This is a genomic window from Serratia sp. L9, assembly GCF_050632285.1.
GTDB lineage: Bacteria > Pseudomonadota > Gammaproteobacteria > Enterobacterales > Enterobacteriaceae > Chania.
The window spans coordinates 366,851-392,018 of sequence record NZ_CP192591.1; the positions used below are offsets into that span (position 1 = coordinate 366,851).

At 48.8% G+C, this 25,168-nt stretch carries 28 protein-coding genes and 6 pseudogenes; 13 read left to right on the forward strand and 21 right to left on the reverse strand.

From position 1 onward, the window contains the following. Window positions 1-200 precede the first annotated feature (200 nt). A complete protein-coding gene (locus ACQ86O_RS01620) occupies window positions 201-434 on the forward strand; it encodes a hypothetical protein (protein ID WP_431223876.1) in 234 nt (77 codons plus the stop codon). 157 nt (window positions 435-591) lie between these two features. Further along, entirely contained in the window at window positions 592-1,767 is a 1,176-nt protein-coding gene (locus ACQ86O_RS01625) for a fimbrial protein (protein ID WP_431223877.1), read from the forward strand. Between the two features lie 122 nt (window positions 1,768-1,889). Here ACQ86O_RS01625 and ACQ86O_RS01630 read toward each other — a convergent pair. The 7 genes and pseudogenes from ACQ86O_RS01630 to ACQ86O_RS01660 form a co-directional block, all read right to left on the reverse strand. Further along, window positions 1,890-2,176: pseudogene (locus ACQ86O_RS01630) on the reverse strand (IS5/IS1182 family transposase); the annotation flags it as partial. Window positions 2,177-2,683: 507 nt separating this feature from the next. Next, entirely contained in the window at window positions 2,684-3,295 is a 612-nt protein-coding gene (locus ACQ86O_RS01635) for a LysE family translocator (RefSeq protein WP_431223878.1), read from the reverse strand. Continuing rightward, window positions 3,292-3,963, reverse strand: a complete 672-nt coding sequence (locus ACQ86O_RS01640; RefSeq protein WP_431223879.1) for a B3/B4 domain-containing protein — start codon at window positions 3,961-3,963, stop codon at window positions 3,292-3,294. The genes ACQ86O_RS01635 and ACQ86O_RS01640 overlap by 4 nt, the downstream gene beginning before the upstream one ends. A 75-nt stretch (window positions 3,964-4,038) precedes the next feature. Next, window positions 4,039-4,845: an AraC family transcriptional regulator gene (locus tag ACQ86O_RS01645; RefSeq protein ID WP_431223880.1), complete on the reverse strand. Its 807-nt coding sequence runs from the start codon at window positions 4,843-4,845 to the stop codon at window positions 4,039-4,041. A gap of 497 nt (window positions 4,846-5,342) precedes the next feature. Next, a complete protein-coding gene (locus ACQ86O_RS01650; RefSeq protein ID WP_431223881.1) occupies window positions 5,343-5,903 on the reverse strand; it encodes a hypothetical protein in 561 nt (186 codons plus the stop codon). Window positions 5,904-6,178: 275 nt separating this feature from the next. Next, on the reverse strand, window positions 6,179-6,541 hold the full coding sequence (locus ACQ86O_RS01655) for a cupin domain-containing protein (RefSeq protein WP_431223882.1): 363 nt from the start codon (window positions 6,539-6,541) through the stop codon (window positions 6,179-6,181). A 446-nt stretch (window positions 6,542-6,987) separates the two neighbouring features. Continuing rightward, a complete protein-coding gene (locus tag ACQ86O_RS01660) occupies window positions 6,988-7,557 on the reverse strand; it encodes a helix-turn-helix domain-containing protein (RefSeq protein ID WP_431223883.1) in 570 nt (189 codons plus the stop codon). 183 nt (window positions 7,558-7,740) lie between these two features. On the opposite strand from ACQ86O_RS01660, the gene ACQ86O_RS01665 reads away from it, so the two are divergent. The 11 genes and pseudogenes from ACQ86O_RS01665 (at window position 7,741) to ACQ86O_RS01715 (ending at window position 16,158) form a co-directional block, all read left to right on the forward strand. Beyond that, window positions 7,741-8,906, forward strand: a protein-coding gene (locus ACQ86O_RS01665; RefSeq protein WP_431223884.1) for an IS3 family transposase whose coding sequence is annotated in 2 segments (ribosomal slippage) — window positions 7,741-8,005 and window positions 8,005-8,906 — 1,167 coding nt in all. Because the reading frame shifts where the segments join, the coding sequence is not laid out codon by codon here. 14 nt (window positions 8,907-8,920) lie between these two features. After that, window positions 8,921-9,172 (forward strand): annotated as a pseudogene (locus tag ACQ86O_RS01670) (DNA adenine methylase); the annotation flags it as partial. Further along, a pseudogene (locus ACQ86O_RS01675) lies at window positions 9,163-11,558 on the forward strand (replication endonuclease). The pseudogenes ACQ86O_RS01670 and ACQ86O_RS01675, both read left to right, overlap by 10 nt. A 161-nt stretch (window positions 11,559-11,719) precedes the next feature. Further along, window positions 11,720-11,908, forward strand: coding sequence for a hypothetical protein (locus ACQ86O_RS01680; protein WP_431223885.1), 189 nt, complete (start codon window positions 11,720-11,722; stop codon window positions 11,906-11,908). 10 nt (window positions 11,909-11,918) lie between these two features. Beyond that, window positions 11,919-12,152, forward strand: a pseudogene (locus ACQ86O_RS01685) (DinI-like family protein). A 286-nt stretch (window positions 12,153-12,438) separates the two neighbouring features. Beyond that, window positions 12,439-12,657, forward strand: coding sequence for a hypothetical protein (locus ACQ86O_RS01690; protein ID WP_032706396.1), 219 nt, complete (start codon window positions 12,439-12,441; stop codon window positions 12,655-12,657). Then, entirely contained in the window at window positions 12,657-13,499 is an 843-nt protein-coding gene (locus ACQ86O_RS01695) for a hypothetical protein (RefSeq protein ID WP_431223886.1), read from the forward strand. The genes ACQ86O_RS01690 and ACQ86O_RS01695 overlap by 1 nt, the downstream gene beginning before the upstream one ends. Before the next feature lie 9 nt (window positions 13,500-13,508). Further along, on the forward strand, window positions 13,509-13,658 hold the full coding sequence (locus ACQ86O_RS01700; RefSeq protein WP_431223887.1) for a hypothetical protein: 150 nt from the start codon (window positions 13,509-13,511) through the stop codon (window positions 13,656-13,658). Window positions 13,659-13,808: 150 nt separating this feature from the next. After that, entirely contained in the window at window positions 13,809-14,618 is an 810-nt protein-coding gene (locus ACQ86O_RS01705; protein ID WP_431223888.1) for a TIGR04255 family protein, read from the forward strand. Window positions 14,619-14,637: 19 nt separating this feature from the next. Next, complete coding sequence (locus ACQ86O_RS01710) at window positions 14,638-15,300, forward strand: hypothetical protein (RefSeq protein ID WP_096079987.1); 663 nt, start codon at window positions 14,638-14,640, stop codon at window positions 15,298-15,300. A gap of 9 nt (window positions 15,301-15,309) precedes the next feature. Continuing rightward, a complete protein-coding gene (locus tag ACQ86O_RS01715; protein ID WP_431223889.1) occupies window positions 15,310-16,158 on the forward strand; it encodes a hypothetical protein in 849 nt (282 codons plus the stop codon). Window positions 16,159-16,251: 93 nt separating this feature from the next. Here ACQ86O_RS01715 and ACQ86O_RS01720 read toward each other — a convergent pair. From ACQ86O_RS01720 to ACQ86O_RS01785, 14 genes and pseudogenes are all read right to left on the reverse strand, one after another. Then, window positions 16,252-17,459, reverse strand: a pseudogene (locus ACQ86O_RS01720) (IS256 family transposase). Window positions 17,460-17,607: 148 nt separating this feature from the next. Further along, window positions 17,608-18,294, reverse strand: a pseudogene (locus ACQ86O_RS01725) (tyrosine-type recombinase/integrase); the annotation flags it as partial. A gap of 329 nt (window positions 18,295-18,623) precedes the next feature. Continuing rightward, window positions 18,624-19,421, reverse strand: coding sequence for a helix-turn-helix transcriptional regulator (locus tag ACQ86O_RS01730; protein WP_431223890.1), 798 nt, complete (start codon window positions 19,419-19,421; stop codon window positions 18,624-18,626). Between the two features lie 114 nt (window positions 19,422-19,535). Further along, window positions 19,536-19,811: a type II toxin-antitoxin system RelE/ParE family toxin gene (locus tag ACQ86O_RS01735; protein ID WP_001683517.1), complete on the reverse strand. Its 276-nt coding sequence runs from the start codon at window positions 19,809-19,811 to the stop codon at window positions 19,536-19,538. A 3-nt stretch (window positions 19,812-19,814) separates the two neighbouring features. Continuing rightward, entirely contained in the window at window positions 19,815-20,063 is a 249-nt protein-coding gene (locus tag ACQ86O_RS01740; protein ID WP_000535213.1) for a CopG family ribbon-helix-helix protein, read from the reverse strand. 76 nt (window positions 20,064-20,139) lie between these two features. After that, a complete protein-coding gene (locus tag ACQ86O_RS01745; protein WP_431223891.1) occupies window positions 20,140-20,973 on the reverse strand; it encodes a DUF4942 domain-containing protein in 834 nt (277 codons plus the stop codon). 114 nt (window positions 20,974-21,087) lie between these two features. After that, window positions 21,088-21,408 (reverse strand): TA system toxin CbtA family protein, encoded by a 321-nt coding sequence (locus ACQ86O_RS01750; protein ID WP_431223892.1) that lies wholly within the window; start codon window positions 21,406-21,408, stop codon window positions 21,088-21,090. Window positions 21,409-21,441: 33 nt separating this feature from the next. Continuing rightward, the gene (locus ACQ86O_RS01755; protein WP_431223893.1) at window positions 21,442-21,765 is read right to left on the reverse strand and encodes a type IV toxin-antitoxin system YeeU family antitoxin; all 324 of its coding nucleotides are present in this window, start codon (window positions 21,763-21,765) and stop codon (window positions 21,442-21,444) included. A 32-nt stretch (window positions 21,766-21,797) separates the two neighbouring features. Then, window positions 21,798-22,268 (reverse strand): RadC family protein, encoded by a 471-nt coding sequence (gene radC / locus ACQ86O_RS01760; protein ID WP_431223894.1) that lies wholly within the window; start codon window positions 22,266-22,268, stop codon window positions 21,798-21,800. 64 nt (window positions 22,269-22,332) lie between these two features. After that, entirely contained in the window at window positions 22,333-23,151 is an 819-nt protein-coding gene (locus tag ACQ86O_RS01765) for a DUF932 domain-containing protein (RefSeq protein WP_431223895.1), read from the reverse strand. A 110-nt stretch (window positions 23,152-23,261) separates the two neighbouring features. After that, window positions 23,262-23,474 (reverse strand): hypothetical protein, encoded by a 213-nt coding sequence (locus ACQ86O_RS01770; protein WP_038418589.1) that lies wholly within the window; start codon window positions 23,472-23,474, stop codon window positions 23,262-23,264. 66 nt (window positions 23,475-23,540) lie between these two features. Beyond that, window positions 23,541-23,918, reverse strand: coding sequence for a hypothetical protein (locus ACQ86O_RS01775; RefSeq protein ID WP_431223896.1), 378 nt, complete (start codon window positions 23,916-23,918; stop codon window positions 23,541-23,543). 53 nt (window positions 23,919-23,971) lie between these two features. After that, the gene (locus tag ACQ86O_RS01780; RefSeq protein WP_431223897.1) at window positions 23,972-24,436 is read right to left on the reverse strand and encodes a hypothetical protein; all 465 of its coding nucleotides are present in this window, start codon (window positions 24,434-24,436) and stop codon (window positions 23,972-23,974) included. A gap of 54 nt (window positions 24,437-24,490) precedes the next feature. Next, entirely contained in the window at window positions 24,491-25,168 is a 678-nt protein-coding gene (locus ACQ86O_RS01785) for a helix-turn-helix transcriptional regulator (RefSeq protein ID WP_431223898.1), read from the reverse strand.

Below are 25,168 nucleotides of genomic sequence, written 5' to 3' on the forward strand. Positions count from 1 at the left end.
CATGCCATTGGTTAAAAAGGTTTAATGCAGGGATGTTGTTTCAAATTCCACATTGGCCTAGTCAAATGTCTGGCAAACCCTTAAAAAGGGATTGAACGCTGATATTCGGCTGGCTCTGCCAGCCTCCCCCTTCCCTACCTGCTCGTTTCGCTGGTTTATCTGTAAACCATCAAATGCACTACACTACAGGAATATACAGTGTGATCACCTCAATCAATAACAATGTTGAGGGGACGTATGACGCCTGCGGGTTATGTGGCGGCCGACGCCAATGGTATCATGCGATCGACTTGACGGTGGCGGGAGCCGCATCGGACGTAGGGCTACAGATTGGCTGGGGGCTGAACAGCCAAACGCCGACGCCAATTGACTTCGCCACTGGGCCTGCGATGACATTGCCGAAAGACGGCAGCTCAACGATACGTTTTCGCTAACTACCCACTATATTCAGGCCACCGCCAATCCAGCACCCGGCAAGGCCAAAGCAAACTGACTTTTATCATAATTATTATTATCAGTGACTGTCACGGTTAGTTGATTGCTTTGCACCATTTCAGCCTTGAGAGTAATAAACAAACAATGAGGCGACTTATGAGAAGCGTTATCTACATCATTGGTGGGCTACTCTTGGCCATGAACAGCCTCAGCAGTTGGGCTGTGGTGTCATGCACGCCAGTGGCTGGTATGCCCCGTGTTGATACTGTGCAACTGAGTCCGCCGATCATTTCAGCGGGTGCAGATATCCCGATTGGTACGGTAATTTATCAGGGGCGGTGGCACGCGGGAGAAACATTTGCAATAGGGGCTATGTGTAATGGTACCCCCAATGAATCATTTTGGTACAACGTTACGGTTATGATTAGAAGCGCACCTTTACCCCTTAGCAGCTGGTCAGGAAGCCCATTTGGTGGTGCCGTCTATAACACCAATATTCCCGGGATCGGCGTCGCGATCTCAATTAGAGATAAAACTGATGCGGCAACACTGGGTTCACCAATTTACTCCACTGATATATCTGCGACAGCTGCCAGTGACGGAACATTCGCAGTGCGCATGGCAAATAACAAGCTCAGTGTTTCATTGATTAAGACAGGGCCAATCAGTCCAGGTAATTATTCCCTTGATTCCTCTCAACTCCCTAGCTTTGGGATAGATCTCACCAATCCGAGGGGCTATGCGGCTATTGCCGGGTTCCCCATTAAAGCGCATACGGTCAGGCTTCAGGGGCAATTAACCGTCACTTCACAAACCTGTACGACCCCAGATGTGCCTGTATCGCTCGGCTCTTATGAGAAGGGGGTACATTTCAAAGGTATTAACTCAACCACGCCGTGGATTGACGCATCCATTTCAATGACCAACTGCCCGACTTTCCATGGATTTTATAACTTAGCAAACCCCACGCTAATGTTTGAATACTATCCCGCGACAGGAACAGGGACTGGCACTTTGGCTACTTCGACCAATAACAGTATTGGCGTGCGTTTGACACCGGCGGGAGATGTGGTGGATGCCGCCAATGGCATCATGGCGATTGACACAACGGTGCCGGGAGCCGCATCGGGCGTAGGGATCCAGATTGGCTGGGGGCTGAGCAGCCAAACGCCGACGCCGTTTAACTTCGCCACTGAGCAGGTGTTGACATTGCCGAAAGACGGCAGCTCGACGATACGTGTTCCGTTGGCTGCCCGCTATATTCAAACCACCGCGAATCCAACACCAGGAAAGGCCAATGGTAAGCTGACATTTACCATTAATTATTACTAAATGGGGCCTGCGTGAACAACGGAATCTAGGGGCCCTTCCGTTTTTGCAACACTGGTTTGGCAGATATCGGCTTGGTTGACTAAATCGAATTTAGCCAAAACATCGGCTTGTCAGCCTCTTCTTCAGGCAATGGGTACAGGTTCTGGCATGCCTGCACGCATCATTTTGTTTAAGGCACCGACGTGGCCATCGTCTCGCCAACCTGGGCCTCGTCATCCCGCTGGAGCAGAGGACCACAGAACCGCTGTTTGACACGGTACATCGCAGTTTCGGCCACCGAGCGCCAGTTGCAGGCCGTGTTCCCTTTCCTGTAGGCGTTGCTCCCTGCAAGCCGCTGCCCCACTGCCGCCTGATTTCGATCTGCTTACTCCGCTGGCCAATAACCTGCGCGGGTTCGCGACGGGCTCAGTAACCGAGTAATTGCCGGCCCCCAGGGGGCCAGACGTCTGGCGATTAACAACTGATCACCCTTTTTCATCAGGATGTCTGTCGCCATGTCGATACCCCTAACGTCAAACTCGCCTCCTGAGAAACAGGAACATTTCCTGGCCATTCTTCTGTACCAAAACCGAACAGTGCTGCTTGAGACAAAAGCCAGAGTGCAAAATGCGTTACTCCCGCGAATACAACAATACCCATCAGCATGTCATGGTTATTGCCTTCCATATGTTTTAGAGGTAAGCGATGTGTGCCTTACAAATGCCTTGCTAAGCTCGGCATCAAGCGTGACAAGGCCAAAGCCTGCTACAAATATAACAAGGCAATGCTATTTAAATCTGACGCAATACTTCCCCTGGAGTTTTTAGATATGATTATGCCTTTAATTTAAAGGCCTGAAATAATAAACTCACATCAATAAAAAATGTTTCTATCGCGGAAAATTATTAGATGCGCCTGTTATTAAAGCTCTTCTCGTTTAAACTTGCATTAATGCCAGCTTAACTGCAAGCCCTGCAAAAGCAACAGAAAAGAAGCGTAACACCCATCGTTGCACAGTTGCATTAGCAACAACATACTGGCGTACTCTGGCAGCAGAGACTCCGTATAAGATAAATATAAAGAAAGTCATAGCCATAAATATCAGACTCATCTCCAGCATCTGAGTAACCGGTGATATCTCATTTTTAATAACAAATTGCGGTAAGAAAGCCAGGAAAAACATTGACAGTTTTGGATTGAGCAAATTAATAAGTATCGCTGAAGTCATAACCTGCCGGTAACTCTGGCTTCTCATTTCATTATTAATATTCAGTTTTCTCTTTTCATTCATTGTCTTCCATGCCATATAAAGCAGATATGCCGACCCCAGATATTTTATTATCTGAAAGGTAATTTCGCTTGTATGCAGCAATGCGGCAAGCCCTGTAATAACCGTTAATATATGTGGAACAATACCCAGCGTGCAGCCTAATGCCGCAATCATACTTACACGTGCGCCGTCTGAAAGCCCTGTAGCGATGGTATAGAGCACGCCAGTACCTGGAGATGCAACGATAATGAAGGTAGTAAACAGAAACTCAGGTGTCACATTGTGTCCTCCACACTGACTGAAGCTTCTGGCCATATCTGACATAGCGACTGAGTTAGCGCCGACAGGAGAGCTGTAATATCTTCACGGGACGTTTCATGCAGGGCCTCGGCGACAATCATCACACGCCAGGTTGTTGAACTCACTGCAGACCAGCCACTCTGACGATGGGTCCAGCGCCGTGCATGGGCCCGGCCAGAGGTATCAGCAAAAATGATCTCACCAGATTCAGGATGTTCAGTCTCCCCTGCAAAAGACTCATAGTATTCCTCGCCGTTTGCTGGCCGGACAGTCATATCCCCGGTGACTCGATCAAGATCAAACACGGCGACAGGGATAGCAAACGCGAGCGAAACCGCATTGCACAGGCTAATAAGAGGATGAAGTTCCGGGAATTCACCGCCTTTGCGATAGCGCCTCAGGAGTGCCTCAGCCGCGCAGCGATATTGTGTTGGTTTGAGTCCCAACAAGGAATAAGCCCGCCTCCAGGCCTTGATTTCAACAAATTCTCCCTCACTGGCAGCCGCCAGCCGCTTGTTGGCAATATCATGTAAAAATGCAATCTGCGTTGAAGGATTGGCATTCGGATGGATGCCATCAACAGTCACTATGCCAGAGTGGAGCCTTTCGAACAGTGAACGGATTTCAGTTGCGTAGTGTAACGACATTGGCAGACCTCTCTTTTGAACGTTTCCATAAAGATGCCGCCTGTCACTACTATTTGTATTGAATAAAATTGCAGCTCATTTTATCGCCACAGCATAGACTCCAGGCGTAATACCATATGTACGAACAAAAAGCCGGGTCATATGGCTCTGATCTGCAAAACCAGCGGCATGCGATGCATCCGCAAGAGGCATACCACCAGCGATTAATTGCCTTACCCTCTGTAATCGGCGCTGAATAAGATAAGCATGCGGAGTGAGCCCGGTAACTTTTGAAAAACCACGCAATAGCTGAAACTGACTCACTCCGCCAAGGTCTGATAGCTCATCGAGTGACAGTGGTAATGAGGGATCATCATCAATACGTTCCCTCGCAAGGGCAATTGCTCTTGGGGCTACAGCCCCTTCCTGGTGCTGGTAACCAAGGAGGCCTGTCAGCAAAAAGAGGAGTGTTTCTTCCCGCTCAATTTCGCTGTACCCCCCACAAGAATCTGTCAATGCACGAAAGAGTGTCGAAAAATATGTCGCTGATTCATGATTATGTACAACCGGGTTGGACAGCTCGACACAGCCAGAACGGCTTTCTGTCAGTGTCTGAATAACGCCGGATAGAACATCCGGCTCAAAATAAAGCATTCGCCACGATCTGCTCTCTGCCCCCAGCGGAGAGCCGTCATGCACTTCTCCCGGATTAACAGTAATGATATCGCCCACTTTGGCTTCGACAATGCCTCGCCCGCTCATCGACACCTGAGCACCACGATCAATTAAGCCAATGCCGAATTGGTCATGAGTATGACGCCCGAAGCTGAAGGAGGTATCCGCTGATACCGCATGTACGCCCGTCATCTCACAGCGAAGTATAGTGAAGCGCCCTTTCTTCATTTTCTTAAAACTTATTGGTAAGTATGCTCTGTATACTGGTGGCTATGTGTTCAATTCACAACGTGAAAAATGGCAACCGTGGAAAATAACCGAAGTAAATAGGGGTGATTCCAGACTCTTTCGTTGCTCTTTTGTAAGATTTTTATGCCTGCCAGGCAGGCTTCATCTTATCAATAAATTCCAGCGTCTCTTCAGCTTGGAGGTTCCATACATCAAGGGCTGCAATAATCATGTCGCAGCGCATCGATGTGCCATAAGGGCGAAGATAACCCGCAATCTGGCCTTTCCCTTATGGTACTCCCAAAGATACCCTACCTGACTTTCATCATCACATGACATCCGGGCAAAGTCTGTCAGAAAGAGATTGTACTGCTCCAGCCAGCAATCTGAACTGACGCCACCATTGACATCGGTCTGACCTGCTCCTAGCAAACTAACATAGCACGATGTAAGCAAGTTCCGCTTCTGGCAATTACTGTGAGGATAACCCCTTTTCTTCAAATCGGGATACCCGTTTTGAGATCGAGCTTAAAAGGTTCCCAGCCTCCTGGCGGATCCCACTCTCCAAGGCCAAGCACCGTATCATTCTCTATTGATGTAATGATCACGCCATCAATGGCGCACTGACTGGATTTCCAGAGAATGCCAGTTGGAATATCAATCAGAAAAACGTGGCAGTAAGTGGTGACCATAACCCGATCATGTAGCCTGTCAGAATGGATGTCAGGAATTGAATAAATATGGGCAACGTAATCACCTAATGGATGACTTCTGAACGAGTGTGTGGCCATGTCAAAAACATGAAAGTGGTCGCCACAAATGATTGCAACGTGGGATTCATTCAGGAGAAAATCAGAAAAGGCGCTGGAAATCAGCCAGCCATCCTCATCTGCACGTACATACAACTGTAAAATCAGAATGGGTTCAGCGTCCTTACTGATTAGCAGTAGCCGATCCTTTTCCCCATTTGGGCTAAAAGGATTGATGTCGATGATCGAAACACCTTCCATTTCATCACCGGGCGTAGGCTTTTCAAGATAGGCCGCTTGTAATGTCATTGAGTATCCAAGTGTGACAGGAGAAGAACTCATACTACTTTACAAGCTGATGTCATTACAGCAGCGTATGTTGCCATATTGCGCTGACCAGCCCCCGCAGATTAGTACATTCCGATGTTAGTAACGTCCGCTTCTGGCACAAAAGTTGTCCACGGCAAGGACCAAGGATTACTCTGAGCGAACAGCAGACATTTTTCTCATAAAGTGATACCGAATAAGCTGCCAGAAAAGCCCCGGTTTGTTGCTGACAGACTACCTAACGTCAGGAGACGCGATTACAATTTATCCAGCTCATGTACGGTACGTTCATTGACGATATTGCCCGTATTCAGGGTCGATTTGGGCTCCAGTAAAACGACGCAGCACTCTTCGGTTAACGCTTCAGGACAATGCTCGGTTCCTTTCGGCACAATGATAAATTCACCTGCATCAAGATCGATATCGCCCGTTCTTAACCCCATCCGCAAGCGGCCACTGATAACAAGAAAAAGCTCATCTTCATGTTCATGATGATGCCAGTCAAACTTTCCGGATAATTTAGCCAGTTTGACATACTCGTCATTAATATCGCCGACAATTTTTGGACTCCAGCGATCGCTGAATTGAGCAAAACTTTCTTTCAAATTAACCTTACGCATTCATCTTCTCCGTCACACATATATAATCCGGGTAGATTTATTTTGTCGTAAAACAGAGCCAACAATGGGCAGCACGGCGCTCAGCCTGAAGGCGATATTAACGGCTGAAAAAAACTCCGGCTGACCACGGATAAACCGACCGTATCACGGTCAGCGGTCCGGCCCTTACGCCTGCTTCGCTTTGCGGCAAAATACAGCGCGAGAAGACCAGTGCAGTTGTTCGAAATAACAATACAGTCGGCCTGCACGCAGAACAACAGGTTTCCCGGTTACGAGCGCAGAAATTCATCAACTCACAACCAATTGACTAAATTTACTCTCTTTTATTTATAAAATAATTTTCCGCCTGGCTTTCAGGTCATCGTTTTTGTTTCTTTAAGTAAACAAATACCCGGATCTACGACGCCTTGCCTGAAGCCTCCTCGCCAGATAATGACGAGGCGGAGTTAACCTGGCTCGAGGTGAGACATCACCACCGTTGCGCTAATTGCCGTTTCCGTTGAGCTGTACGCGTGCGCAACCTGCGCGGAGAAACCATAAAAATCCCCGGGCTGTAATGTGATGACCTCGTACTTGCTAAAGCGCAGGAGCAGGGTCCCACTGTGAACCAGAATATGTTCATGCGTCCCGTCTGAATGCCCGGGACTGTGGATAGTGACCTGCGGATCCATTTGCAGGAACCATATCTCGGAGGTATTGCCGGGGCCGATGCGGAATTTCATCATTTGCGAATACTCGCCTGGTACAGGACGATATTTTTCAAAACAGGGATACATCCTGCTGCCGCCACTCAGCAAATCACCAACCGGTAAACGTAAAGCGGTGGCGATAGCGTCCAGCGTATCGACACGGGGGCAGGAAGATCCTGACTCTAGTTTGGATAACGCTCCCTTTGAAACCCCAGACAATTTAGACAGGTCGTTTAACGAAATTCCCCGTGACTGCCGCAGGCGCCTTATTTTATTGCCGATATTTAATGACAACGCAGAAGTTTTATCTTGTCCTGAATCAGGCATTATTGCGTCCCTCCCCGAATATGGTCTTCTCATCCGAATGAACGCCCCACCCAGGGGCGATAGCGGTACGGACATGACAATACTGTCGCTGGCCTGATATGTAATAGCGGCATTGTAGTGGTTCGGTCATTCAGGACATCTCTAAAACCTGTTAATGTTAAAACAGTGAATATGAGGTGATACATGCTCAAAACTCGGCGAACCAAACGCACATTCTCCCCAGAGTTTAAACTTGAAGCTATCGAGCAAGTCGTTAAATATCAGCGCGATGTTCGAGAGGTTGCTCAATCACTTGAACTCAATCCTGACCATCTGCGTAAATGGATACGGCTTTATCAACAAGAACTCCGCGGCATTGAGCCGATGGGGAACGCTATTACCCCCGAACAGCGGGAAATTCAGCAGCTTAAAGCGCAGATAAAGCGCCTTGAGATGGAAAAAGAAATACTAAAGCAGGCTGCCGTGTTGATGAGCGAAATCCCCGGAAAATCTGTCCGCTAATCACACGGCTAAAGGTGAAATGGCCGATAGTGACACTCTGCCGTTTGCTGGGGGTTCATCGCAGCGTTTATTATGCTTATGTAAGACGTCCCCTTGATGCTCGTAGAGTGGAGTTACGTAGCCGACTGAGAGCATTTCATGCACTCAGTCGTGGTGTGGCAGGCAGCCGTACACTTAGCCAAATGTTGCGCCAGAGTGGATGTGATGTAGGTCGATGGTTGGCGCGACGCTTGATGACAGAGTGCGGCCTGACAAGCTGTCAACCGCGTAAACACCATTACCGAATAAACGATAATAACAGTCCTGCATTACCCAACATATTGGGTCGCAGATTTACCCCTTCAGCCCCCAATCGCGTGTGGTGTGGCGATATCAGTTTTGTTCGTTTACAGGATAAATGGTGTTATCTCGCTTTGGTTGTGGATTTATATGCACGCCGGATTGTGGGGTCAGCTCTGTCATTAACAGCTGACGCTGACCTGGTGTGTAGGGCTTTACGTAATGCATTGGAAACTCGCCCTCGCAATGGTCGTCTGCTTTTTCATTCCGTCCAAGGCAGTCAATATAAAAGCAATAAATATAGAAGGTTACTCTGGCTATATGGGGTAATGCAAAGCATGAGTCGCAGAGGGAATTGCCTGGATAATTCACCAATGGAAAGGGTATTTCGTAGTCTAAAAAGTGAGTGGTTGCCAAAGGGAGGCTATGTTGATTTTGGCAATGCGATACGTGATATCAGCAATTGGATAAACGGTTATTACAACGTTTTTCGTCCTCATACGCATAACGGGGGTATACCCCCTTGTGCGTATGAAGAACAGTGGAGACAGGTTATCCCGGTGTCCTAATTTTGTGATCCACTACAATTCTGGAGCGCCGGTCATCAGAAGGTCATCCGGTTATCGTGTCCAACAGCGACACATCACTGACCCGTTCGCTTTATCGTAACTTTACCCGCCATCGTATCACTGCAAAGCGCAGCATGGGTGTGGCTGCCGGTGATAGTAAATCTGCAGCAGAAATCATCGCCACAAAATCAGCAGGCTGGTTTGGTGTCGATTTGGCGTCCGGTCCAGATATCTCGGTGGAAACTGAGGTGCGGGCGTGGCAGTGAGTAAATTCACATTACATAATGCACCAACCACCGGCGGCTCGAATGAGGCCGCCGTGGCCTTTTCATGGAATAACCCTAAAAAAGCGGTTAACCCATATCTGGACCCGGCGGAAGTTGCGCCGGAGTCTGCGCTTTCAAACCTGATCGCTCTTTACGCTGCGGATAACGAGCAGGAGCAGCTGCGCCGTGAGGCGCTGAGCGATGAGGTCTGGGAACGCTATTTCTTCAATGAATCCCGTGATCCTGTCCAGCGCGAAATGGAGCAGGACCGGCTGATTAGTCGTGCCAAAATGGCGCGCGAGCAGCAGCGTTTTAATCCTGATCTGGTCATTCTGGCTGACGTTAACGCCATGCCGCCCCACATCAGCAAGCCTTTGCTGGAACGGATTAAATATTTCCATAGCCTGGGCAGGGCAAAGGCTTATTCCCGCTACCTACGCGAAACTATCAGGCCGTGTCTTGAGCGGCTGGAGCGCGTGCGTAACAGTCAGGTGTCTGCGTCTTTCCGGTTCATGGCGAGCCATGACGGGCTGGAGGGGCTGCTGGTACTGCCTGAAATGAATCAGGATCAGGTCAAGCACCTTTCCACGCTGGTTGCGGCACATATGAGCATGTGTCTTGATGCGGCCTGCGGTGATCTGTTTGTCAGCGACGATGTTAAACCAGAAGAAATCCGCCAGGCATGGGAAAGGGTTGCCGCAGAAGCCATGCGCCTTGAGGTCATCCCGCCAGCGTTTGAGCAGTTACGCCGCAAAAAGCACCGCCGCAAGCCGGTGCCTTATGAACTGATCCCATCGTCGCTGGCGCGTATGCTGTGCGCGGACTGGTGGTATCGAAAATTGTGGCAGATGCGCTGCGAGTGGCGGGAGGAACAGCTGCGCGCCGTCTGCCTGGTCAACAAAAAAGCGTCCCCGTATGTCAGCTATGAAGCCGTGATCCACAAACGCGAGCAGCGCCGCAAATCGCTGGAGTTCTTCCGCTCGCACGAGCTGGTCAACGAAGACGGTGATACGCTGGACATGGAAGACGTGGTGAACGCCAGCAACAGCAACCCGGCACATCGCCGTAATGAAATGATGGCCTGTGTTAAGGGACTGGAGCTGATAGCGGAAATGCGCGGAGACTGCGCAGTGTTCTATACCATCACCTGCCCGTCACGCTTCCACGCAACCCTCAACAACGGCAGACCTAATCCGAAGTGGACCAGCGCCACTGTCCGGCAGAGCAGTGACTATCTGGTTGATACGTTCGCCGCTTTCCGCAAGGCAATGCACAAGGCAGGGCTGCGCCAGAGCCGCACCATGACGGCACCGTGCACTGGCATCTTCTGTGCTTCATGCGCAAAAAAGACCGCCGTTCCATCACTGCGATGCTGCGCAAGTTTGCCATCCGTGAAGACCGCGAGGAGCTGGGCACCAATACCGGGCCGCGCTTCAAGTCCGAGCTAATCAACCCGCGTAAGGGCACGCCGACCAGCTACATCGCCAAATACATCAGCAAGAACATCGACGGGTGCGGGCTGGCTAAAGAAATCAGCAAAGAAACCGGCAGAACACTGCGTGACAGCGCCGAGCATGTCAGCGCCTGGGCGTCACTGCATCGTGTCCAGCAGTTCCGTTTCTTTGGTATTCCGGGGCGTCAGGCATACCGAGAGCTGCGCTTGCTGGCTGGTCAGGCGGTGAGAGTGCAGGGTGAACGCAAAGCTGGCGCACCGGTACTGGATAACCCGCGTCTGGATGCGGTACTGGCGGCAGCTGATGCGGGCTGCTTTGCTACCTACATCATGAAGCAGGGCGGTGTACTGGTTCCCCGCAAACATCACCTTGTCCGCACGGCCTATGAGCTTAACGACGAACCAAGCGCCTACGGCGATCACGGTATCCGTATCTATGGTATCTGGTCCCCGATCGCAGAGGGCAAGATTTGCACGCACGCGGTGAAGTGGAAAAAGGTTCGTAAGGCCGTTGACGTTCAGGAGGCGGCAGCCGACCAGGGCGCTTGCGCCCCTTGGACTCGGACTCGTGGCAATAACTGTCCCCCTGTTGAAAATCTGAACAAATCAGGGGGTGATTTACCCGATATTAAAACCATGGATGAGAAGGAGCTGCAGGAATATCTCCACAACATGGGCCAGAAGGAACGGCGGGAGCTGACAGCCAGGTTAAGGCTGGTAAAACCGAAGCGGAAAAAAGCATATAAACAGAATATTTCGGATCAGCAGCGCCTGCAGCTTGAGGCAGAACTGAGTTCCAGAGGGTTCGATGGTAGCGAGTCAGAGATTGACCTGCTTCTGCGCGGCGGCAGTATTCCGTCAGCTGCCGGGCTGCGTATTTTTTACCGCAACCACCGTCTGCAGGAAGATGACAAATGGCGTCAGTGGTACTGATGCCGCAGCTTTAACAATTCTTGCTCTTATTGATCCGCATCAGAGCGTTCTAATTGACAGATAAAAAACGGTTTACATTCGCAAATCCCTACTATACTGTAATTACAAACAGTGGATATATATACAGTTGTTATGTATCCGAGGTAGTGATAGGAGGGAAAATGCAGGATTATCTTTTGGAGTCATTGAAGCTCCAGCGCATTGATTTTTTTATCAAGCTTGTAGCGGCTAGTGAGTGCAGCGACGAAGAAAAGCGGCTGGCTATCCAGTGGGTGTCCGAACTGACCGACGAGCTGATGGCGAAAATCCGCAGCCATGAATACGGTCGGTCGATGGACGTAACCAGTTAAGGGGATCTGTATGCGCATTGAAATAATGATCGATAAAGAGCAGAAGATTAGCCAGGCTACACTGGACGCCCTTGAATCCGAGCTTTACCGTAATTAGCGCCCTCTGTATCCCAAAACAGCAATTCGTATCCGCAAGGGCAGCGCCAACGGCGTTGAGCTGAGCGGGTTAAAACTGGATGAAGATAAAAAGCGAGTGATGGAAATAATGCAGCAGGTCTGGGAGGACGACAGCTGGTTACATTAGCGAACGTTGCGGACGATAAAACTGGTTTTTACCGTCCGCAAGGTTGAACAACGAGCCGCGCGAGGCGTTAGAAAATTCCTTTGTTAGTGCCTACTTCTCATAAGAGGCACTATATATGCTAAATGCAGCGGGTTAAGGCAGAAACATCTTGCGCGATTAGGGGCAATGAACTTAAGTTAAGTAACGCAACCAACAGTTAAAACGGTTGTCTTAGTTATAAGGAATTTGCTGTTGTGGTTGCTGGTGACGAAGTGTACACTTCCGCGCCATATAAGAAGGAGGGGTTATGTCAAGTATCGCCGCATTGAGGCTGGGTAATCCAGTTGAACGTTTGGCACGGGTTCTGAAAGAGAACCAGGACAAGCTCAATCTGAGTAAAGATGGTTTTGTGTCCGTAGATTTGTCCAACGAAGAAGCTATGAAAGCCATCAGAGATCAGATGGATAAGCTTGAAGGCATCAAGACGAGCACTGTCAAAGCAAAACATTATTACAGAACCCGATAATGGCAACATTACTTTTAGCAGTGATTTTGGTTAGTGGTTTTATATATGTAAACCTATCACTTTCAACACGTTACAGATATAAGCGTTCCAATGGCTGGGACGCTTATTTTTTTGTCGCCGCCTGGGGAATTGTGTTCTTTCTGCTCGGTGGCTTTTTGACCTTCGTCCTGAATATTACAGGCGGGTTCCGCTGGCTATCCAATGAGCTTAACCTTACGCCAGATAGCTTCAACGGCATGTTGTCTACCTCATCCGATAAAGCCCAGCGTATCAATGAAATCAAACAGATTGCATGGGTTGTTATTTCAATTGTGTTTTCTGCAATTTCTGGTCTGGGTAATAAGTTGCGTACAAAGAGCGGTGATCGCCGCTGGGATGCCCTGGCTAAGGCTGTGGGGAATAACTCTTTTGAGTCTTTGCTGATGGAAGCATCAGCACGGCAGTTTCCGATCATCGCGACACTCTCATCGCGAAAAATCTATGTTGGCCTGGTGACGTGTCCGGCGCTGGAAAATGGGCTGTCAGAACATCTGGAAATACTCCCTATGCTAAGCGGCTATCGTGATAAAGACGATCTCACAATAAGCATCACGACGAACTATCATCAGCACTATCTTGAAAGCGGTGTTATTGGTGGGATGTCGCGTCTGAATATCCAGGATTTCCGTGTACTGATCCCTAAAGATGAAGTTGAAACCATCTCGTTTTTTGACACTGAAACGTATAATAAATTTAAAGAAGACGAAGCGCGCGACCGGAAAGACTGCCGCAAGTTGGGTAGTAAAAAGCCATCAACACGCAGGAGAAGGACTGCTGGCGACGCAGAGCAGGGTAGTGCATGACTATGCTGCATGAATCCGCATGATCGTTTGAGGATCGTTTTTGCTGAGGCCCGCCAGGAATGGCGGGCTTTTGCTTATGTCATGCAGGTGCATGAAAACCACTACACAAAGCGGGCAGGCGTGGCGGGGATACGAGCGCGCGCCGAAGCGATTATGTAAGAGTTTTGGCTATTGATGTCATAGTGAACTTAATGATGGAGAAAGTGTCAACCTATGTGTAAACTACAGTTAGTGAGATAGTGAGATAGTGAGATAGTGAGATAGTGAGATAGTGAGATAGTGAGATGAAACAACTTCAAGGAGGGCGGCATGAGTACTAACAGCGAACGTATGTCCAATGCGCCCGTTTACTACGCATTGGTGCAAGTAAAGTTTACTCCAGTAGCTGCAATGAGTAAGTATGTTCCAGACATACAAGATGCGCTAAGAGTTGAAGGATTTCCTTTATTTGAAGTTTCCAATACAACTCAGCTGAAATTTGAAATGAAAAACCCCAATGAGCCACCGGTACATTCATTTGAGCCTGTGACAAGTTGGTTGATGATTGATGCAGATAGAAGGTCTGGTTTTGTTTTAGGCAACGATTTCATTACGTTCCATACAACAGATTATGATAATCATGTACCTTTCATCGCGTCATTAATACTTGGTCTGAGCAAAGTTCTTGAATTTGCTAAGCCATCGTTGGTAAGCCGGATTGGGCTTCGATATTTGGATGCTGTGTTTCCTGAGAAAAGCGAAACAATTGAGCAGTATCTTGTAAAGGAACTTCATGGTGTTGATTTTGGATGGACGCCAATACAGTCCATACAAGAGTCTGTATATCAGACATGTGTTGAGCCATTGATCTCTAATGGATTTATGGTTTCACGCATACATAAGATGAATGGTCAACTAGGTTTTCCGCCAGATATGATTCCTAATGGTTTACTGCCGCTGCCGAGATTTAGTAACACAGAGCATCGTATGCACGCAATAATTGATACAGATCATTATGTTGAAGGCAACATGTCAACTGATTTGCAGTTAATTGAAAAACAGATTCTTTCGTTGCATAGTAAAGTTAAAGAAGCATTTGAAGGCATGGTTTCAGATTTTGCCCGTGCTAAATGGCACTGAAACAACGGGGGTGACTAAAATGTATGCAATTCCTACTGGAAGCATAGGCTCTGTAGATCGGTATACTCCAGATTCGCAGTCAAGCTCATGTGTATCAGGTGTTGTTGCTGTCGCCGCATCTTTACTATTAGTTGGTACGGGGGCTTCATACCCTGTAAATGCTTATAAGCAATGGCGTCAGTATGTTCAGCCAAGGGTTCAGTTTGCATTTGATTCCATAGAGTCAACGTACACGCCTGCAATTTCTCCTGAGGTTGATGTCAGGAATGTTGCCCAACATTTGGCTAATATTCGAGAAGTGCTGTCTCCATCAATGTCAGAACTGGCTAAGGATTTGGGGATAACTCGGCAGGCTCTCTATAAATGGTTGTCAGGGGAGAACCAGCCTGATGATGCTTCAAAAGTCCAATTCATTACCAACCTCAGTAATGTTGCTGACTCTTTTTCCAAAGCTGGACTCAATGATGCGAAGCTATTGGTGAAAATGAAAGCATTCAATGGTAGGTCATTGATGGACTTAGTAAAAGAAGGTGAGGATTGGAACAAGCCAGTTCAGGTACTGATTGATGAAGCTAAAGCGATGAATGCAGCTGCTGAATCGGCCAATTACTTAGCAAGCAAGGCGAAACCGACAGATGATTGGAAGTCATCTATTTCAATTCCTGGAACAGTAGAGGAATAAATCACATTTATGTTGGTACGAGGAACATCATGGCGTCAGGGGCATGTTCTTAAACATGATGATGCCGTTTCACTTGGACTTCTGAAGCCTGATGAAACGAACCATAAAGTTGTAGTTATAACGCATGATTGTGATTTACAGAGTAATTCTGAAAAAAACGTGGAACTGATGTTTGGCCCCTTGAAAAAGGGGTCAAGCAAGATGAAAGGAGCTAAGCATCCGAGAATCCTCGATCTATGCTTTGAAAACCCAGAAAGTGCTAAGAAGAACGCAGTAGAGCTTCGGCATGAAAGAAAAGTCATCATTTCTAAAGAAGCTTTCCGTTGTGAGGAAAACGATCCGGCATTCTCCATTAGCACAGAAGAGAAACAAGCTCTTAAGCAATGGTTAGCAGCTAAGTATGGTCGTCCAGCGTTTCCTAACTCGTTTGAAGAGCGCTTGCGGGCTTACGACGAGGATAAAAAGTTTATTTTCGAAAAAGAAGTTGCGGACATTATCGCCACAAACGCAGAGCATTTGATCGGAGTTTTTTTCGATTTGGGCGAAGAAAGATTTAACGATCTTGAGGAAGGCATACCATATGAGCTTTCTATCAATGTTGTTTATGATGCAACTGAAGGTGGCCCCGATGCCAGAGGGGCGGCTGAACAAACCTGTTCTGATCTAAAGGCATTGTTTTATAAGTTTTATGGTGATCCAATCTTGGGACATTCAGAGCTTATAGAATTGAATACGTGCATTGCTGTTGCCGATACTCATTTCTCCCTGTATGCATTGAGGCGGATGGATCAATGGAGGGTGGAATACATCAGCCTTGAAGAAGATTCATATGGCGATTTCATTGGTGCCGGTGTTTAAACTGGCTGTTTCGACAGCCAGTTTAAACAGGCTGTAATCAAGCATCGCCTAATTTATAGAGCCTGTCCATAATTCTGTGTAACTGCCAGCGTATTAAAGGTGCTCGTTTAGACGGTCACCAAACTCGATAATAAAGCGGCTCATCGCCAACCGCCAGTTCTGGATTGGCATACTCCATTTTTTCGATGCTGCCTGGATCGCCAGATAAATCACTTTTCGCACTGAGTCGTCTGTTGGGAACACCTTACGTTTCTTTATCGCCTGCCGGATTACGCTGTTCAGCGATTCTATAGCGTTGGTCGTGTAAATGGCCTTGCGGATATCCGCAGGGTAACCGAAGAACGTGTTGAGATTTTCCCAGTGGGTACGCCAGCTTTTGCTGATTTGCGGGTATTTCTCATCCCAGATACCTGCAAACTTATCCAATGCCATCAGGGCGGCTTCCTCTGTCGGGGCCTGATACACCGTTTTCAGCACGCTAGTCACCGCTTTGTAGTCTTTCCACGAAACGTATTTCAGGCTGTTACGCACCATGTGGATAATGCATAACTGGATGTGGGTTTGCGGATAAACGCTGTTTATCGCCTCTGGGAAGCCCTTCAAGCCGTCCACGCAGGCAATCAGGATGTCCTGAAGCCCCCGATTTTTCAACTCGGTCAACACGTTGAGCCAGAACTTTGCTCCCTCATTCTCGGCTAGCCACATGCCCAGCAGTTCTTTTTACCTTCGGTATTAATCCCCAGAGCCAGGAAGACGGCCTTGTTGATGACACTACCATTTTGACGCACTTTCACCACGATACAGTCAAGGTAAACAATGGGATACAGTGAGTCGAGGGGGCGATTCTGCCACTCGGTGACCTGTTCTTTGACGGCATCAGTGACTTTGGATATTAGCGTGGGTGACACATCGGCATCGTACATCTCCTTGAATGTGGCAACGATTTCCCTTGTGGTCATTCCTTTGGCATACAAGGATAAAATCTGGCTGTCCATCTGCGTGATACGTGTCTGATTTTTCTTGATTAACTGAGGCTCGAAAGTGTTTTCGCGATCACGGGGTGTATTCAGTTCGACCTCGCCATCATCAGTGAGCAGCGTCTTTGATGAGTAACCGTTGCGGGTATTCGAACCTGTTTTAGGGGCATTTTTTTCATGACCAAGGTGTTCGGTAAGCTCAGCATTCAACGCCGTTTCGACGGTGAGCTTGGTCAGCATACGAGAAAACGCATTAAGATCGGCTTCGGTTTTGAGGCCTTTAGCCAGTTCGGCAGCCAGTGCCTTAAGTTTCTTTTCGTCCATAATTTGCCTGTCTCCATTGTCAGGAAGAACATATCAAAAACAGGCAATTACACAATTTAAATTACAGTCTCCTTTATTATCGAGTTTGGTGACCGTCTAAACGAGCACCTTTAATACGCTGGCAGTTACACAGAATTATGGACAGGCTCGCCCAGCGGGTTAATGGTCTACCAGTATAATTATCTACTTTCTGAAGTAGTTCAGGGATACGCTTTAATTCCAGTGCCGGTCGATGTTGCCTGTTTCCGGAAGCAACCGCCCCTGCCATTTCCTGCGCTGGGTTATAATCTATCAGTCCACTCTGCACAGCAAAGCGCATGATAGCCGTAGTGCGCTGCTGAAGACGAGCCGCCACTTCAAGACGTCCAGACATCTCTACGGCTTTAATTGGAATAAGTAGATCTCGTGTTTTAAGCTCAGCAATATTCTGATTACCAATAGCAGCAAAGAGATTATCTTCCAGACTTTTTAATACACGAGCACTATGGGACTCAGACCACTTTTGATTGCTGGCATGCCAGTCTCTGGCAACTACTTCAAACGTTATCGCCTCTTGCTCCTGCTCTACCTTAACGGCTTTCTTGTTCTCACTGGGATCGACGCCATTAGCTAACAGCCTACGGGCTTCATCCCGGCGTGCCCGGGCATCCGCCAATGACACTTCAGGGTATTTCCCCAACGCCAGCATCTTTTCTTTACCGCCAAAGCGATAACGCAGTCGCCAGTATTTGGAGCCGTTAGGGTGAACCAGCAAAATCATACCTTCACCGTCAGTCAGCTTATAGGCTTTTGCTTCAGGCTTTGCCGAACGAACCTTCACATCACTCAGAGCCATAATGAGTATCCTTTCAAGGGTTCTGTGTGGGTACTAGCATTATCGAACCGCGATATACCCGCAATTGTACCCGCATCAGTAAGTTGATGTAGATTGAATCAGGTTGACTTAGGTTGAGTGCAAAAGCGAGGAAAGCCTTGCGGATACTGAATTTCAGGCATAAAAAAAGCCACCCTAAGGTGACTTAATTTCATACTATGGTGCGAAGGCCGCACCGCGATTATCTACATAACCAACTGAAATAATTGAAATTTTAAAATAAGAGAACCGCCATATATACTCACATGTATACTCAACGCGATTCTCTGAAGTCTTAGCTAACTCAAAAATTACTCCTCATCATCTTCCACAGGCTCTAAGGCGTCAAGCGTGACTCGCACCATCGCGATAGAGCCAATACGAATAAAAACATCTTCCCCATCTTCGTCGGTTATCATAAAACGATCCGTGGTTTCAGGCTCGCAATCCAGCGTGTCAAAAAACGCATTCAACTGGCCGATATCATCCGTCTCTTCGTTTTGCGGCGCATCAGGCTCAACACTTAGTGGAATCACTGGTCCGCCGTTCACCAGAGTGATATGGACATTAAAATAATCATCTTCGTAGACATCATCCTCTTCGCTCTCGATGGGGGCAAAGCCATCAGACAGAAACTGATGAAATACCACTTCACGCATATTTAACGCATAACGATACTCAGAAGAATCAAAAACGAAGAAGCGTTCTGTGTTTGGGCCGACTTTTTCCTGAAAATAATAATAAAACCTCCGCTTATCCGCAGCTGAAATGGGCAACAGCAAATAGTCCTGCTGTCCCTGTAGCCAAAGTTTTACGGTCCAGAGACCGCTATCCATTTCAATGCCGCTTGTGGCTATCACTTCAAGATCTTCATCAGTTTTACGACGCTTCTTGCGGAAGTCGTTTATCAACCGATCGCTTTCCGGGAACACGACATTTAGAGGCTTATCCAGGGCATTGCATATTGCCTGTGCGAGACTCAGTTTTGCCGCGACCTTCCCGGTTTCGATACGCTGAATTTGTTGCTGGCTGGTGCCGACCATAAACGCCAGCTCGCGCTGGGTGATAGATAGCTGGGTACGGAGCTGTTTGATGTTGTTCTGTAACATGGCATCCATCCTTCAGAAGGAATAGAAAGTGCCATTAAAACACAAAAGTGAGTAAAAACACAAAAATGTGTTTTTACTCACTAATCAACACTCGTGAACGAAAAGAAAATCTCTTCATCGTTCTTCTCTGGTATGCCAGAGATCCACGATATAGATGTCGTTGTCACGGAGTTCGTAATGAACCTCGTAATCATCAAATAACACTTTTCGGACTTCCCGGGGTTCATACCGAGTCTGCTGTACGCCAATTGCCGGATGCGCTGTAAGGCCAGCGCAGCCAGTAATCAGGCGATCCAAAACGTCATCGGCGTGCTGGCGGCTATACTGAAGGGCGAAACGGTAGATACGCTCCAGGTCATCCTGAGCTTTAAGCGTCCAGTAAATTTCCATCTATCAGGATTTCTTTAAGCGATTAGCAAAATCCACCATGTCCGAGTGGCTCACCACGCGACCAGCATCCACATCTGCAAGACCAGCCTGGATGCTCTGATGGCGTCGCTCTCTTTCGGCCAGCATACTGGTCAACGCTTCCTTGATAATCCAGCTTTTAGAACGATCCAACTCAATTGCCAGATTTTCGACAGCAGCAGCCAATTCAACAGGTATCTGTGCGCTGATGGTTTGTTTAGTAAGCGAACCCATAGGGATTACCTCGTTTAATAACATTTAATAACTCCTATTAAGGTTAGCACAGAGGTGCCTATAAAAACATCACATCTCATTTCGCAGGCAACATCCCCGGAAAGTGCTTTGCCACGATGTCATTCATCTTCTCAACCAGATCCAGACGCTTGAACGTGATATGCCCGCTGCCCTTCTGAAAGTAGCGAATGGTGAACAGCTCATCCTTAAAGGCCTGCTGATGCGGGTTGTCGCGCACAAAGTCCATAAACCGGACAGAGACATCATGCCGGTTATCGGGAATGGTCTTCCCATCCAGCAGGCAGAGCATTCGCTCCAGATCGGCTAACTGGTCGCGCCGCCAGCCCCAGTTCAGACTGAAGCCCCATCTGTCATGCTTCACCAGATTATTGACGATAATCTTCTTACCGAAATAACAGGGATTATTGGTTTTGTAGTCCCAGCTTAACCCTTTAAATACATTGATAATCCCACGTTCGAAAACATCCTGCTTATTGTGGTGGAGTTGTTCAAAGGTACTCAGTATGTTGGCTTCGCTAATAGCCGGGAGATTGCCCTCCTCCAGGTTCTTCGCCCACTGACTGCGGGCTTCCGCATCCATCAAGGTCAACATCCCGGACTTCAGCATCAGATCGCGCCAGATGCTGCGATCGATATTGCGGGTAATCACCGGCATCGCTTTGTCTACTGGTTGCATCAGCCAGCAGTCAAAGGAATGGCCCTGTCGCATCGCCCAATGCTCCGCCACATCACCACCGATGCTGGAGGTTAGCCGCGAGATATCATCAAGCTTATGGATCAGGATTTGTATCAAGCTCAGCGCAGCATCACGTCCAGTGACGATACGTTCAATACTGGTCGAGCAAATTAGCTCATTATGGTCAGTTAAAACTTCAGCTTCTGTTTGCATGATTTTTGTCCGTATAAAAGCAAACACGCCTGCCGGGAATGGCAGGCGCATTATGCAATGAATAAATAAGGTGGGAAGTTCAGAGGTAAAAATCAGGAATGATGCTCGAAGAATTTATATATTCATTAATCCGGTAGCTCGCCTGGCTCTGAGAATATCGATAGCGGTCAGAAATGGTGTCTGCTCCTGCCATGTAAATCCTTTGCGGTCGATGCGCACCAGTTCATAACGTTCCACCAGGAAATTCACCGCATCAGCCAGTGTTATCCCTGCTTCGATATGTTCCTGGATGGCTGAATCATCATGGAATGGTGTGTCGTTGAGCGTAAGGCCGTAATGATGCTCAAGCAGATAGGTTAAAAGTAGCTGCCAGACCTGCACGGGCGACAGGCGTGACGAAACCGGCACCGTGGCCGGTACAGTTGAAATATGCATGAGTGGAGTCCTGAGAAAAGAAGAGAGAAGGCGTTACTGGGCTGGATAAATAGTGAGGTAAACGTAGCCGCAGCTACCACGGGTATCCGCTATGCAGGTTAAACCCGTAAGCTGAATGGTCACCTGATGTTGCTGCTGTGGGTTTAGCTCACCGGAACGCAGCATTGCTTCCAGTTGTTCTATATACAGCGGGAAAGCCTGATCCAGTTTCTGCAGTTTTTCTGGCGTGAAACTCCCCGTCAATCCGGCCCGGTCAGCGAGAAAATGCAGTCGGTTGCCCTCCTGTACCAGCCTTGCCCCAAAGCGAGGGGTGATATCGCTTTGCAGTCCCCATTGGTGAGAATCAGATAAAGACATAGAAGTCTACTTTTGTTGATATTTAGCCGGAGTCACAGCCAACCGCGCTCTGCAAATGACATCACTTCATCCCCTACCACGAGGTGATCCAGCACCCGCACTTCGACCAGTGCCAGTGCATTCACTACCCGCTTTGTGATATGCCTATCTGCCTGACTGGGCTCCGTTTCGCCGGACGGATGGTTGTGGGCCAGAATGACCGCAGCAGCGTTATACCTCAGGGCCGATTTGACCACTTCCCGGGGATGCACCTCCGTATGGCTGAGCGTGCCGGTAAACAGCGTTTCACGCTCCAGCAGACGATGCTGGTTATCGAGATACAGGACGATAAAGATTTCCCGCTCAAGGCCCGCCATCTGCAGTTGCAACCAGGTTTTCGTGAAGCGGGTTGAGGTAAACGACTCTCCAGGCTGGCGCTGGTATTTTTCCAGCAGACGTAGTGCCCGGCGGATAATGCGTTGTTCGTTAACCGGAAAAATGGGTGATAACGTGAATTCGGACATCACAGTTCCTTAAAACAAAATGCCCCACTGGTTTATGGCCGGGCATGGAGGATAATAAAAAGATTCATGACGCAAGCTGCAGCATATTCTCAGCCATCACCCACAGGGCGCGGTTGAGCTTCACATCGCCGTCGATACCTTTAACCGCGCGAGTGTGGGCGCGTTTACCTTTCGTTGTTCGCCCGGATAGGCCACCTTTAATCAGGTTTTCCTGAATACGCTGGTACGTGGTCCACAGATCGTTGCTGTCGTCCTGCCAGCGGCGTGGGGAAAGGATTTGCGATTCAGTGACTGGCTGATGCTCTTCACCAAATCGATAGGTTAATGCTGCTTTCGCCATCGCCTGCTGTGCTGGTGGCGGTAACAAAAGCGATTCCATCGCATCGCGTTTCTCTTCCACCCGGTCAAAGACGCTGAGAACCTCATAGGCCCCCTCAATCACCTTCCCGACAACATCCCCTCTGTGCGGCACGCGGATCTCACCAAACGACTGTCCGCAAACGAGCGAATTGGTGCACACACTTCTGAATATCCCCGGCAGTAACTGAAAACTCGATGCGCCATCGTGCGAATTCAGAATGATGATTTCCGGCACCTGCTGACCGTTTATCTGACCGGTACGACGCAGGCGCAGCATATGCTTTGTATGTTCCCGTCGGCTCTGGTCGCGCACTCGTGACTGACAGGCAAAGAATGGCTGGAACCCTTCGCGTTTAAGGTTCTCCAGCAGGGTGATTGTGGGTATGTAGGTGTACTTTTCGCTTCTGGAGCCGTGCTTGTCTTCCCCGAAGACGCTGGGGACATACTGCATCAGTTCTTCGCGGGTTAAGGGGCGGTCGCGGCGAATATGGTTCACCCGACCAAAACGGCTGGCTAATCTCATGGCAAATTCCTTATCTGGTTATAAGACGACATAAAAGCCAAAGCCCCTGCTCCGTAAGGAGGCAGGGGCAGAATGTGATGTTCACGGTGGGAGGGATGTGGCGGGCGGGACTACAGTGTATCCAGAATCTTCAGTATCTGCGCCATCAGGGCGGTGATAAGTGCAGTGACCAGCAATGTAACCGCTTCCCGGGCGGTATCAATACTGCTGTCATCGTAGCCTGCCTGACGCAGGCGAATTTCAATAAATTGCCGGGCCTGATGGCCGCCGCACCAGGTCAGTGCCTGGGCCAGGGCCGTCACCAGCATTTTCAGAAAGGTCATAGGGTTTACTCCGGACTGCGCAGCGGCAGCCCGTTGGTCATGTGGCATTTTTTAGGTGGGGAAACGTTAATCAGGGGCGGGGAACTCAGTGGTAAGTGTAACGCCATCCCCCTTATCAGTAGTGACGACGACTTCTGAAGCCACGCAGTTATTATAAAAACTCACGCTGACGGACTGCCCGTAACGCAGGGTGGCAGGCAAAATAGTTTCTTTATTGCTGGAGTACAGATATTTCTGGTTGGCAATGCGACAGTTTCCCCGGTTCACGTCAATATTTTCGACTTTCACGGTGTTATCCAGTGCAGTGACCACGACAGTGACGTAGCGTGTTCCGGCAGGGTGAACCTGATTACTGGTCTCCACTTTGATGGATGGCGTTGGCTCTGCCAGCGCCTGGGCTGACAGAACAAACAGTGCGGGCACCAGCATGTGTTTAAATTTCATAATCTGTTCCATTTAAAAATAACGTAATCAACAGGCGTTAATTCAGATGCAGGTTAGAGAACATCTTTACCCACGCAGCCGTGTGTCCCGAATGCCGGTAAAACCTTAGTCGCCCCGGACAGCGTGAATGTGGCAGGCTTAACACCGTCTCCGGTTACTGAGACCTGTTTGCCCTTACGTAACTGAGCCCAGGCCAGCGCCAAGTTATTACCGCCCACTCGACTGCCAGATTCGCTGATATCAATAAGTGCTCCACCGTCGATACTGACCTGAAGGCTTTTATCTTCATCCATACTGACCTGATGCCCGCTGGCGTCAGTAAATATGACCGTGGCCGGTTGCGAGCCGTAATCCTCACAGGTCAGAGATAGTTGCGACTGACCTTTCCCCTTGATGACAAACTCCGATACGCCCTGGCCCCAACCACTGGACCAGGTGTCCTTATTTCCGAAAGCCTGCGCGATGACCGGAACCAGGCCACAGACCAGCACCAACGCGCTGAGTGATGATTTATTCATGGATGTATCCTTTTGTGAGTAAAACAAACTGTCCTGAAGGACGGGAATGCGGGCTCATTCCCGAATGAGCCCGCTGATGTACTGAAAATGCGGCAGGGCCTGAATGAATCTCGGGTCCTGAAAGATGCGGCTGGTATGGCAGTTTTGCGCAAAACTGCTGATGGTCATCACCACATCGGTAATGGCTGAGAGAGTGAACACCTGAATACGCTCTTTTGATAAGGCCACCAGGTACCACTCCCCGTCCAGACAGATAAGTCGGTAAGGGGCTACAGCCGACTGCTGGTGGCCCTGATGCAGAAAATGAATACGGCGGTTACGGATGATAGCCTGAACGATGACCTGAAAGCCGCCGAATAACGTCGGAGCCTGACGGGGCGGTGCATTCCAGATAATGCAGGGTGATTCCTGTCCGCTGTCGAGCAGAACCGACAGCAGTCGGGGATCAAGCGCCGGAAAGTAGTGTGCTACGCTGGTTATCTGAGCAAATCGAAGAATGTCACTATTGGTGCGAAAAGGTCCACGAGCATCTCGGAGCCGGAAACAGCCTCCGTTATTTTCGGTATCGAGATAGCGGAGACGCTCACGTAGGTCGCGCTGGACGGTACGTTCCGATACACCAAACTCCTGCGCCAGTTGTTTGACGTTAAGTAACTCGCCCATAAAGAGACGACTGACCAGTATGGCGAGACGGCTGGCCAGCCGGTCATAACGGTGTCCCTGTTCAGGCAT